Annotated in this window: 9 protein-coding genes and 2 riboswitches; all 9 genes read left to right on the forward strand. The window is 37.3% G+C overall.

Going from position 1 to position 12,141, the window contains the following annotated elements:
• The first annotated feature begins 109 nt into the window (after positions 1-109).
• The 9 genes from IIF7_RS00315 to metF all read left to right on the forward strand — a co-directional run bounded on the left by IIF7_RS00315 (position 110) and on the right by metF (position 11,565).
• Entirely contained in the window at positions 110-739 is a 630-nt protein-coding gene (locus IIF7_RS00315; RefSeq protein WP_084839715.1) for a phosphoadenosine phosphosulfate reductase domain-containing protein, read from the forward strand.
• A 218-nt stretch (positions 740-957) separates the two neighbouring features.
• Complete coding sequence (locus tag IIF7_RS00320; protein ID WP_084839716.1) at positions 958-3,051, forward strand: HEPN domain-containing protein; 2,094 nt, start codon at positions 958-960, stop codon at positions 3,049-3,051.
• Positions 3,044-3,841, forward strand: coding sequence for a uroporphyrinogen-III C-methyltransferase (cobA, locus tag IIF7_RS00325; protein WP_084839717.1), 798 nt, complete (start codon positions 3,044-3,046; stop codon positions 3,839-3,841). Before IIF7_RS00320 ends, cobA begins: the two co-directional genes overlap by 8 nt.
• Before the next feature lie 288 nt (positions 3,842-4,129).
• A complete protein-coding gene (locus IIF7_RS00330) occupies positions 4,130-4,723 on the forward strand; it encodes a precorrin-2 dehydrogenase/sirohydrochlorin ferrochelatase family protein (RefSeq protein WP_084839718.1) in 594 nt (197 codons plus the stop codon).
• Positions 4,716-5,777, forward strand: a complete 1,062-nt coding sequence (locus IIF7_RS00335; protein WP_084839719.1) for an NAD(P)/FAD-dependent oxidoreductase — start codon at positions 4,716-4,718, stop codon at positions 5,775-5,777. Before IIF7_RS00330 ends, IIF7_RS00335 begins: the two co-directional genes overlap by 8 nt.
• 337 nt (positions 5,778-6,114) lie before the next feature.
• A complete protein-coding gene (locus IIF7_RS00340) occupies positions 6,115-6,537 on the forward strand; it encodes an OsmC family protein (protein ID WP_084839720.1) in 423 nt (140 codons plus the stop codon).
• A 112-nt stretch (positions 6,538-6,649) separates the two neighbouring features.
• Positions 6,650-6,770, forward strand: a riboswitch (SAM riboswitch).
• A gap of 49 nt (positions 6,771-6,819) precedes the next feature.
• Entirely contained in the window at positions 6,820-7,839 is a 1,020-nt protein-coding gene (locus IIF7_RS00345) for a homocysteine S-methyltransferase family protein (RefSeq protein WP_084839721.1), read from the forward strand.
• A 1-nt stretch (position 7,840) separates the two neighbouring features.
• Positions 7,841-10,561 (forward strand): methionine synthase, encoded by a 2,721-nt coding sequence (gene metH, locus IIF7_RS00350; protein WP_084839722.1) that lies wholly within the window; start codon positions 7,841-7,843, stop codon positions 10,559-10,561.
• Positions 10,562-10,608: 47 nt separating this feature from the next.
• On the forward strand, positions 10,609-11,565 hold the full coding sequence (gene metF, locus IIF7_RS00355) for a methylenetetrahydrofolate reductase [NAD(P)H] (protein ID WP_084839723.1): 957 nt from the start codon (positions 10,609-10,611) through the stop codon (positions 11,563-11,565).
• Between the two features lie 385 nt (positions 11,566-11,950).
• Positions 11,951-12,052, forward strand: a riboswitch (SAM riboswitch).
• Positions 12,053-12,141 lie beyond the last annotated feature (89 nt).

Consider the following 12,141-nt stretch of genomic DNA (forward strand, 5'->3'; position numbering starts at 1 on the left):
GTGTATAACAAAATGAAGATTACTTTTGTTTTAATAACCTACTAAATCGATAGGTTAATAGGTTTTGAAAAATACGAATAGAAAAGTGGACTTCAGGAAAGAGAAGATTATGAAAAGGTATACAGAGAAAGAATTAAAAATCCTTAATCAGCAATTAAAAGGCATAAGCCCTGAAGAAATTATCCAATGGGTAATTTTAAACAGTAAGCGTCCAGTTGTAACAACTAATTTTAGACCTTATGAGGTGGCAATTTTACATGCTGTTTCAAAAATAAAATCTGATGTTCAGGTGGTTTGGTGTGATACTGGATATAATACTCCACAAACCTATAAACATGCCAAGGAAGTGATCGATACTTTAGATCTTAATGTAAAGGTTTATATTCCTAAGCAAACTGCAGCTTATCGTGATGCTATGTTTGGTGGAATTCCACAAGTAGATAGTTCAGATCATGATGAGTTCACTCGCCAGGTAAAGCTAGAGCCTTTCCAGAGAGCAATGAGAGAACAGCAACCAGACATTTGGTTTACAAATCTTCGTAAAGGACAAACTGCTTTTCGTGATAGTATCGATATTCTTAGTTATAGTAAGGATGGACTTTTAAAGGTTAGTCCGTTTTACCACTGGAGTGATGAGAAACTGGATCTTTATCTAGAAGAACATAATCTTCCTAACGAGCATAAGTATTTTGATCCTACAAAAGTACTTGCTAATAGAGAATGTGGTTTACACGCTTAATAAAAGTGGTGTTTAATTTAACCAATATTAAAAATGAATTTTATAGTAAATACAAAAGTGATGTGGTGTAGATCGATGTGTTTGCGTTGCATTATATGCACTTAAAAGTCATGATTGTATTTAGTTATATATAAAGTCCTTTTAAGTGTAAACCGAAAAAGGACTTTTTTATTTACATCTGTTTGAAAAACAGATACCTCAATTAAAATAATTTATCCATGCAAAGTTTTAGAACCGAAATTGAAAATCCTGTTGTCGAAAAAGACATCATCGATTTAGAAAAGAAAATTCGCCTGTTTCGCGAAGGCAAAGCGGACGAAGAGAAATTCCGAAGCCTGCGCCTAGCGCGTGGAGTTTATGGCCAAAGGCAGGCTGGAGTACAAATGGTTCGTATAAAACTGCCTTTTGGAAAAGTAACTTCAGAACAATTACATCGTATTGCAGATGTTTCAGATGAATATTCTACCGGGAGATTACATATTACTACTCGCCAGGATATTCAAATTCATTATGTAAGCTTAGAGCGTACGCCAGAACTTTGGGCACAGCTTGAAAAAGATGATATTACGCTTCGTGAGGCTTGTGGTAATACTGTAAGAAATGTGACAGCTTCCCCAACTGCTGGTGTAGATGTAGATGAACCTTTTGATGTATCTCCTTATGCAGATGCTACTTTTAGATTTTTTCTACGTAATCCTATTTGCCAAGAAATGGGGCGTAAATTTAAGATCGCATTTTCTGCAACAGACGAGGATACAGCGCTAAGTTATATTCATGATCTTGGTTTTATCCCAAAACTGCAGGATGGAAAACGCGGATTTAAAGTAATGTTGGGAGGCGGACTAGGCTCACAACCACGCCATGCTGATAAATTATACGATTTTATTGAAGCTGAAGAAATTATTCCGCTTATAGAATCTGTACTTCGAGTTTTTGATCGTCACGGTGAACGTGCAAAACGATTAAAAGCAAGGATGAAGTTTTTAATAAAAGATATAGGATTAGAAGCTTTCTTAGAATTAGTAGACGAGCAGAAAAAAGCCTTGTCTCAGGAGAAAGCAGAATTTCATATCGAAAAATTCGAGGCTGCTCCACCACTTCAGGATGTAGAGGTTCCTTCAGTAGAAATTGAAGATCAGAAAGATTATGAAGTTTGGAGAAACACGAATGTGATTCCGCAGAAACAGGAAGGATTATTTGCTGTAGGAATCCGAGTTCCGCTAGGAGATTTTTATACCGGTGGAGCAAGACAACTTGCAGATCTAATTAAAAAATACGCAGGTAACGAAATTCGTCTAAGCTTGCGTCAGGATATTTTAATTCGTCACGTACGCGAAGAATTTTTACCATTTTTCTATACCGAATTAAAGAAATTAGGTTACGCAGAAACTGGTTATAATAAAACGGTGGATATCACGGCTTGTCCTGGGACAGATACCTGTAACTTAGGAATCGCAAGTAGTACGGGAATTGCAGATGTTTTGGAAGATGTTTTAAAAGAAGAATATCCACAGTTTATCAATGGAAAAGATATTACCATTAAAATTAGCGGTTGTATGAATGCCTGTGGGCAGCACAATATGGCAGAAATTGGTTTCCAGGGAATGTCAATCAAATCTGGAAAAGCTGTAGCACCGGCATTACAGGTGTTGCTTGGTGGTGGTGTTCTTGGGAATGGCGAAGGTCGTTTTGCAGATAAAGTGGTAAAAGTGCCAAGTAAACGTGGTCCTGAAGCACTTAGATTATTACTAAATGATTTTGATGCAAATGGTGAAGCCGACGAAAAATTCATCCAGTATTACGATCGCCAGGGGAAAACCTATTTCTACGATCTATTAAAAGATCTTGCTGATACATCAGAACTTAGTGAGAACGACTTTATAGATTGGGGACACGAGAAACCATATATCAAAGCAGTTGGTGTTGGTGAATGTGCCGGAGTAGTGATCGATCTTATTGCAACTTTACTATTCGAAAGTGAAGAGAAGATTGATAACGCGCAAAGCGCGATCGATCGTAAAGCATGGTCAGATTCTATTTATCATTCGTACACATCTATCGTAAATTCAGCAAAAGCTTTATTGATCGCAGATGATGTTAAGACAAATACACAGGCGGGAATCATTTCTCAGTTCGACGAGTTATTTGTAGAGACTGGAAAAATTGAACTTTCAACTTCTTTCAAAGAGTTTACGTATCAATTAAACGAACATGAACCTAGTGAAGAGTTTGCTCAAAAATATATCGAAGATGCGCGTTTATTCCTAAAAAGAGTAGACGCTTATAGAACAAAGGAGGTACAAGATGTATAATCTTCCAAAATTAAGTGTTGTTGGTGCAGGTCCTGGTGATCCAGAACTTATAACACTCAAAGCATTAAATACGCTAAAATCGGCGAAAGTGGTGCTTTACGATGCGCTTATTAATCGTGAGTTATTAGAATATGCACCGCAAGCCGAGCATATTTATGTAGGAAAGCGTAAAAATAAGCATCGTTATTCTCAGGATGAGATCAACGATCTTATTGTGAATTACGCCAATGAACGTGGGCATGTTGTGCGTTTAAAAGGGGGGGATCCTTTTATCTTCGGAAGAGGTTCAGAAGAAATTAATTACGCCAAAAGCAAAGGTTTAGATACTGCGGTAGTTTCAGGAATAACTTCTTCTATTGCGGTACCTGCAAGCGTCGGAATTCCGCTAACACAACGCGGAACTGCCGAAAGTTTTTGGGTAATTACCGGAACAACTTCAGCGAGAAAATTATCCAGTGATGTTTACCTGGCTGCACAATCTACAGCTACGGTTGTTATTTTGATGGGAATGAGTAAGCTTGCTGAAATTGTAAAGATTTTTAGCGAATTTGGGAAAGAAGATATGCCGGTAGGAATCATTCAGAATGGAACTACAATCAACGAGCAATCTGGTATTGGAACCATTAAAACAATAGAAAAAGTAGTTGCTGAAAAGAATTTAACCGCACCCGCAATTATCGTTATTGGTGAAGTGGTGAAAGAAAGTCATCAATTACCAAAAGAGATCAAAGAAGCAAGTGGATTTTCAGCTTCAGAATATTCAAAGTTTTTGAAGATAGGAGCAGCGTAATTAGAACATAGAGATTAGACCGCTATCGCTGTTAGAATTTAGATCAATAAATTGTAAATATTAAAAATAGTGTTCTGTAATTAATTCTGTAAACTGTGAACTATTTTAAGTTGTAATTAAATTATAAAAATCAATAAAATAGAACCTAGATCATATTCTAAGGAATTTTAAATCTTGAATATTGAATTTTTTTAAAAAGAACTGCAAACTGTAAACCGTAAACTGAGAACTAGTTTTATTTCCGCTGAGGTCTAATTGCTGAAGCTTTGAGCTAATAGCTAAAAAAATATGCAAGCAAGAAACGAATTATATCCTGTTTTTCTAAAAGTAAATAACTTAAACATCCTTGTTGTAGGTGGAGGTAATGTTGGGCATGAAAAACTTCATTTTTTATTGAAGTCGAGTCCTAATGCCAATGTTGAGGTCGTAGCCAAATGGTTCGCGCCAGAAACTGAAGCCCTTGCTAAAAAACATGGTGTTAAATTGATCAAAAGCAGGTATAAAAGAAAATTTCTTAAAAGACGACACGTTGTAGTAGCTGCAACCAATGATGCAAAACTTAATAAAAGAGTGCACAAGCATGCTAAAAAGCGGTATTTGCTTGCAAATATTGCAGATACGCCCGAGTTATGTGATTTCTATATGGGCGGAATTGTAAATAAAGGCAACGTGAAAATTGCGATTTCTACCAATGGGAAATCGCCAACAACGGCCAAGCGTTTACGTCAGTTTTTCGAAGAGGTGATTCCGGAAGATGTAAATAAAATGGTCGAAAATCTTAATGAATATCGAAAAACCATCAAAGGCGATTTTGAAGCCAAGGTGGAACAATTAAATACAATAACCGAATCCTTAATAGTAAAGAAAGATAGAAATGATTAAAACAGATATCCTAATTATAGGAGCAGGCCCCACAGGATTATTTACCGTTTTTGAAGCGGGATTATTAAAATTAAAAACACATTTAATAGATGCCTTACCACAGCCAGGTGGGCAATGTTCAGAAATTTATCCTAAGAAACCAATTTACGATATTCCGGCTTTCCCAGAAATCAATGCTGGTGATCTTGTGAATAATCTGATGGAACAAATAAAACCTTTTGAACCAGGATTTACTTTAGGTGAACGTGCAGAAACTTTAGAAAAGTTAGAGGATGGTACATTTATCGTGACTACTAACAAAGGAACAAAACACCATGCTCCGGTAGTAGCTATTGCAGGAGGTTTAGGTTCTTTTGAGCCTCGAAAGCCGCCTATCCAGAATATTGCAGATTACGAAGATAAAGGAGTAGAATACTTTATTAAAGATCCAGAAGTTTATCGTGGTAAAAAAGTAGTGATCGCTGGTGGTGGAGACTCAGCTTTAGATTGGGCAATTTATCTAGCCGATGTTGCTGAAGAGGTAGCCCTAGTTCATAGAAGAAAAGAGTTTAGAGGAGCTTTAGATTCTGTAGAAAAGGTGTCTGAATTATCGAAACTTGGTAAAATCGAAATGATTACCAATGCTGAAGTTGTTGGCCTTAAAGGAGAAAATGATTTAGAGCAGGTAGTAATTCGTCATAAAGATGAAGCGCGAGGTGAAGAATTAAGAGAAGTAGATCATTTTATACCATTGTTTGGCTTATCTCCAAAATTAGGTCCTATTGGAAATTGGGGCTTAGAGATCGAAAAGAATGCCATTAAAGTTGACAATTCTTACGATTATGCAACCAATATTCCTGGAGTTTATGCGATTGGAGATGTAAATACATATAAAGGAAAATTAAAATTGATCTTATCTGGTTTCCACGAAGCAGCAATTATGTGCCAAAGTGCTTATGCGAGAATTTTCCCAGATAAAAAATACGTACTTAAATATACTACGGTAGGTGGAGTAGAAGGATTTGACGGATCTAAAAAAGAAGCCAAAAAAGAAGTAGTGCAGAGTATCGGGTAATTAGATTTGAGATCGCTTTGCTGTTAGAAGATAGAAAAGAGAGGCAAGAATCAGGAGTCAAAAATTATAATGTTGAATTTTAAATGCTGAATGTTGAATGATTTTTAAACTGAAAGCTGAAGCTTTAATCAATTTGAAAATTTGATGTTATTGTCATTTCGACCCTGCCTCTTCGGCAGGCAGATGTAGCGTAGCGAAACGGAGAAATCTAAATCTCATTTATAAAAAACGTCATTTCATTAAACAGAAATGACGTTTTTTATAAAAAGCTTCAAAGTAGCAAAGGTTACAAAAGAATCATAACACGTTTCGTATATTTGAATCAAAATTAAAATAGATGAAAATCTTTCTAAAAAGGCTTAATGATGCCTATCACTTTGAGACTAAAAATGAACGTGGTGATATTGTTCATTTAGATAATAAATCTGAAGAAAATCCGCAGGGAGGTAGTCCTATGGATTTGTTGCTTAGAGGAATTGCAGGTTGTAGTAGTATAGATGTTGTCATGATCCTTAAAAAGCAAAAAATAGAATTAGAAGATCTTCAGGTAGAAGTTGATGGTTTTAGAGAAGATGGTGCTGTGCCTAATGTTTTCAAGAAAATACATTTAAACTTTATGCTGAAAGGCGATTTGACACCACAAAAAGCTTTACGTGCAGTAGAACTTTCAATGGATAAATATTGTTCAGTAGCAAAAATGTTAGAAAAAGCAGCTGAAATCTCCTACGAAGTAAATGTAAACGGAGAAGCTGTAAAATAAGAGAATATCAATTTAAAGCCGAGAATGAGTGATATCATCAAGATTTTTACTCATTCTCTTGTCATTATAATAGATCGCCGTATATTAGCGGGCTCAGTTCATAAATTTATTAGCGTTATCAAGAAAGGTTGAGGGATTAGACCCTGTGAAGCCTTAGCAACCCTCCTCAACCAAAAGGGTTTTAGGGAGAAGGTGCTACCTTCTACTACGTGATTTACGTAGATAGATAACAAACAGACTTTCCTTTATCTTCTTTTTTGATAGCCAATAGAATAGCATAACATGTCGAAATTAGAAGAATTATTAGCTGAAAAAATATTGATTCTCGATGGTGCAATGGGAACCATGCTTCAGGAATATAAATTTACTGAAGAAGATTTCCGTGGAGATCGTTTTAAAGACTGGCCGGTTTCTGTTCAGGGAAACAATGATCTGCTTTCGATCACCCAACCAGAAGCAATTGCCGCAGTTCATAAAAAATACTTTGAAGCTGGTGCCGATATTGTAGAAACCAATACATTTTCTGGAACTACGATTGCAATGGCAGATTATAAGATGGAAGAACTCGTAGATGAATTAAATTACGAGTCGGCCAAAATCGCCAAGCAAGTTGCGATAGAACTTACTGAAGCAAATCCAAAGAAGCCAAAATTTGTGGCAGGTGCAATGGGTCCTACCAACAAAACGGCGAGCATGTCTCCAGATGTAAATGATCCCGGATTTCGTGCAATTTCTTTTGATGAACTTCGAATTGCTTACAAACAGCAGGCAAGAGCTTTGATAAGAGGCGGAGTGGATATTCTTCTCGTAGAAACTGTTTTTGATACGTTGAATGCAAAAGCAGCACTTTTCGCTATCGATGAACTTAAAGAAGAATTAGATCTGGATATTCCGGTGATGGTAAGCGGTACAATTACCGATGCTTCGGGTAGAACTTTATCTGGGCAAACAGCAGAAGCTTTCTTGATTTCAGTTTCCCATATTCCACTTATGAGTATTGGTTTTAATTGTGCGCTGGGTGCCAAGCAATTAACGCCACATTTAGAGGTATTGAGCTATAAAACGCAATACGGAGTTTCAGCTTATCCTAATGCAGGTTTACCAAATGCTTTTGGTGAGTATGATGAATCACCTTCAGAAATGGCAAAGCAAACACGCGAATATTTAGATAAAAGTTTGGTTAATATTCTTGGTGGTTGCTGTGGTACAACACCAGATCATATAAAAGCAATTGCAGATATTGCAAAAGAATACAAACCACGACCGATAAAAAGTCTTCAACATAAAAAAGCTTCGGCCTAAAATGGAAGAATTAGACAGTAATTTAGCAAATAACACTTCAGCAAAAAAAGAATACAGGCCTTTACAATTGTCGGGTCTGGAGCCTCTTATAATTACTCCAGATAGCAATTTTGTAAATGTTGGTGAGCGTACCAATGTTGCGGGTTCTCGAAAATTTCTTCGATTGGTAAAAGAAGAAAAGTTTGATGAAGCACTCGATATTGCTCGTGATCAGGTAGATGGCGGGGCGCAGATCATCGATATTAATATGGACGATGGTTTGATCGATGGTAAAGAAGCCATGGTTAGATTTCTGAACCTTATTGTTGCTGAACCCGATATCGCTCGTGTGCCTATTATGATCGATAGCTCTAAATGGGAGATTATCGAAGCTGGTTTGCAGGTGGTGCAGGGAAAATGTGTGGTGAATTCGATCTCGCTAAAAGAAGGTGAAGAACAATTTATCGATCATGCAAAAAAGATAAAACGTTATGGCGCTGCTGTTATCGTAATGGCTTTTGATGAAGTTGGGCAGGCCGATAATTATGAACGCCGAATAGAAATTGCAAAGCGTTCTTACGATATTCTGGTAGATGAAGTGAAATTTGCGCCAGAGGATATCATTTTCGATCTCAATATTTTTCCGGTAGGAACCGGGATGGACGAGCATCGTAAAAATGCCATAGATTTTATCGAAGCTACGCGCTGGGTAAAAGAGAATTTACCGCATTGTAGTGTGAGTGGTGGGGTGAGTAACGTGAGTTTTTCTTTCCGTGGTAATAACCCGGTAAGAGAAGCTATGCATTCGGTGTTTCTTTATCATGCGATCAAGGCGGGAATGAATATGGGAATCGTGAATCCGGCTTTATTAGAGGTTTACGATGAAATCCCGAAGGATCTTTTAGAACATGTAGAAGATGTGATCTTAGATCGTCGTGACGATGCAACCGAGCGTTTGTTGGATTTTGCTGAAACCGTAAAAGGATCGGCTAAAACCAGTAAAGTCGATCTTAGCTGGAGAGAAGAATCTTTGCAAAGCCGTATAACTCATGCGCTGGTAAAAGGAATTGATGCTTATGTGATCGAAGATGTAGAGGAAGCGAGACTGGCTTCAGAAAAACCTATCGAAGTTATCGAAGGTCATTTAATGACTGGGATGAATGTGGTTGGTGATCTCTTCGGAAGCGGAAAAATGTTTCTTCCGCAGGTGGTAAAATCGGCACGAGTAATGAAAAAAGCCGTTGCTTATTTATTGCCTTATATTGAAGAAGATAAATCCGGTAAACGTGAAACTGCCGGAAAAGTATTGATGGCTACCGTAAAAGGGGACGTTCACGATATTGGTAAAAATATTGTAAGCGTTGTTTTAGGGTGTAATAATTACGAGATCGTCGATCTTGGAGTTATGGTTCCGCCTGAAAAGATCATTGAAACTGCAAAAGCTGAGAATGTTGATGCTATTGGATTAAGTGGTTTGATCACGCCATCTTTAGATGAAATGGTTTTTCTAGCTAAAGAAATGCAACGACAGGAATTTTCGGTTCCCTTATTAATTGGTGGAGCCACAACTTCGAAAGCACATACGGCAGTTAAGATCGATCCACAATATATGCACGCCGTAGCGCATGTTAACGATGCATCGCGAGCGGTGACTGTTGTTGGTGATCTACTGAATAAACGAACCCGAAAAACTTATATTGAAAACCTCAAATCTGAGTATGAAGTATTCAGAAATAATTTTGGGAAACGAAGCAAGGTGAAAAGCTTTCTTTCTATTGAAGAAGCGCGTGAGAATAATTTTAAAATCGATTGGAAAACATCGAATATTAGCAAGCCAAATAAGCTTGGAATCCAGGTTTTAGAGGATTTTGAATTAGATAAACTCTTAGATTATATAGATTGGAGTCCGTTTTTTAGAAGTTGGGATTTACACGGCCGATATCCTAAGATTTTAGAAGATGAAGTGGTTGGAGAACAGGCAAGATCGTTATTTGCAGATGCTCAGGTATTACTGAAGCGTATTTTAGATGAAAAACTGCTAAAAGCGAAAGCAATTTTTGGTCTATTTGAAGCAAATACCATCAATAGTGATGATATTGAGGTGAAATTCGATGAAAATTCCGAAGAAAAAACCATCATTTTTAGGACGCTGCGCCAGCAATTAAAAAAGCATGGCGGGAAGCCTAATTTCGCTTTATCTGATTTTATCGCACCAAAGGAAACCGAAATTCAGGATTATATGGGCTGTTTTTGTGTAACCACAGGTTTTGGAACACAGGAATTAGCCGCAGAATTTGAGAAAAATCTCGATGATTATAATTCGATTATGATCAAAGCCTTGGCCGATCGTTTTGCGGAAGCTTTTGCTGAATATCTTCATGAGAAAATCAGAAAAGAGGATTGGGGTTATGCTTCCGAAGAAAGTTTGAGCAATGAAGAGTTGATCAAAGAAAGTTATAAAGGAATTCGCCCGGCACCGGGTTACCCTGCCTGCCCAGATCATTTAGAGAAACTTACGATTTGGGAATTGCTGAAGGTAGAAGAGCGTATTGGTGTAAAACTTACGGAGAGTTTGGCCATGTGGCCGGCAGCCAGCGTAAGTGGTTATTATTTTGCCAACCCTGAAGCAAAATACTTTGGTTTAGGAAAGATAAAAGAAGACCAGGTAAAAGATTTTGCCGAACGTAAAGGAATAGAATATAAAAAAGCCGAAAAATGGCTTAATCCAAATATTGCAGATTAAAAATAAGCTGACAGCCAACAGCTATCAGCAATTAGTAGCTTAAGACAATGAAAGTAACCGAGCATATAGAGAAAGCAAAAGGGAAAACCTTGTTTTCGTTCGAGATCGTTCCGCCACAAAAAGGGAAGAATATTCAGGAATTATATGATAATATCGATCCTTTAATGGAATTTAATCCGCCGTTTATAGATGTGACCACTTCACGGGAAGAGCATATTTACATTAAACGCGACGACGGATTATTAGAACGTAAAATTACCAGAATGCGCCCGGGAACGGTTGGAATTTGTGCTGCAATCAAACAAAAGTACGATGTAGATACGATTCCGCATGTATTGTGTGGCGGTTTTACGAAAGAGGAAACCGAGTATGTGTTGGTAGATTGTCATTATTTGGGAATCGAAAATGTGATGGCTTTGCGTGGTGACGCGATGAAACATCAGCGTTATTTTGAACCAACAAAAGGTGGGCATATTTACGCTAATGAACTGGTTGGCCAGATTCGTGATCTTTCTAAAGGAAAATATTTGAATGAAGTTATCGATTCTGAAAATCATCCTGATTTCTGTATTGGTGTTGCCGGATATCCTGAAAAACATTTAGAGTCGCCTTCTTTAGAAACCGATCTTAAAAAGCTAAAAGCAAAGGTTGATGCGGGAGCAGATTACGTGGTAACGCAGATGTTCTTTAATAATCAGGCGTATTTCGAGTTTGTAGAAAAGGCAAAAGAAATGGGGATTAATGTACCGATTATTCCGGGAATCAAACCGATAGCGGTTAAAAAACATTTGCAGCTGTTGCCACATGTATTTAGTATCGATCTTCCGCAGGCATTAATAGAAAGCGTTGAAGCTTGTAAAAATAATAAGGAAGTCCGCCAGGTAGGAATTGAATGGGCGATCGAGCAAACCAAAGAATTAAAAGCAGCCGGTGTACCGGTTCTGCATTTTTATTCAATGGGAAAAAGTTCAAACATCAAGCAAATCGCTGAAGCAGTTTTTTAATTTTTAGACCGCTGCGCTGTTAGAATTTAGATTTTAGACTTTTGAAGTTTGAACGATATTTAAATTATTTTGAATTTTAAATGTTGAATTTTGAATTGAAGATTCAAAGGTTTTTATCGTTTGTCATTTCGACTGGAGTGCAGCGTAATGGAGAAATCTTTTATTTCTATCTGAATAGATTTCTCGACTCGTACCTCGCTCGAAATGACAAAAAATATGCTTATATGCTTATCTAATAATTGAAGAGCGCATAAGATCTAATAGCTCGAAACTTAAAACTATTTGTAAACCGTTAACCGTAAACTAAAAACTAAACACAGAAAAATGTTGGTCGATCGCAAATTATTACCGTAATTTGTGCTCACAAAGTTCAGAAACTTACTGATTGTTATCAAGAAAGGCCGAGGGAATAGACCCGCTGAAGCCTTAGCAACCCTTTGCCAACAAAGAAGGTGCTACGTTCTACCGATTTCCGGATAGATAACAGATAGATTCTTCATCGAATTATTCTCACAAACTTTTCTTGATCATAACGAAGCGCGCACCCATCAAAGGGTTTTTGCTGTTTTCAGTCGG

This window comes from Zunongwangia atlantica 22II14-10F7, from assembly GCF_002094855.1.
GTDB classification, from domain to species: Bacteria; Bacteroidota; Bacteroidia; order Flavobacteriales; family Flavobacteriaceae; genus Zunongwangia; species Zunongwangia atlantica.

Excerpts from the sequence above, each read along its gene's own strand:
- metH (WP_084839722.1), top strand. The coding sequence starts at position 7,841 with ATGGAAGAATTAGACAGTAATTTAGCAAATAACACTTCAGCAAAAAAA.
- IIF7_RS00320 (WP_084839716.1), top strand. The coding sequence starts at position 958 with ATGCAAAGTTTTAGAACCGAAATTGAAAATCCTGTTGTCGAAAAAGAC.
- IIF7_RS00330 (WP_084839718.1), top strand. The coding sequence starts at position 4,130 with ATGCAAGCAAGAAACGAATTATATCCTGTTTTTCTAAAAGTAAATAAC.
- IIF7_RS00340 (WP_084839720.1), top strand. The coding sequence starts at position 6,115 with ATGAAAATCTTTCTAAAAAGGCTTAATGATGCCTATCACTTTGAGACT.
- metF (WP_084839723.1), top strand. The coding sequence starts at position 10,609 with ATGAAAGTAACCGAGCATATAGAGAAAGCAAAAGGGAAAACCTTGTTT.
- IIF7_RS00345 (WP_084839721.1), top strand. The coding sequence starts at position 6,820 with ATGTCGAAATTAGAAGAATTATTAGCTGAAAAAATATTGATTCTCGAT.
- IIF7_RS00315 (WP_084839715.1), top strand. The coding sequence starts at position 110 with ATGAAAAGGTATACAGAGAAAGAATTAAAAATCCTTAATCAGCAATTA.
- cobA (WP_084839717.1), top strand. The coding sequence starts at position 3,044 with ATGTATAATCTTCCAAAATTAAGTGTTGTTGGTGCAGGTCCTGGTGAT.
- IIF7_RS00335 (WP_084839719.1), top strand. The coding sequence starts at position 4,716 with ATGATTAAAACAGATATCCTAATTATAGGAGCAGGCCCCACAGGATTA.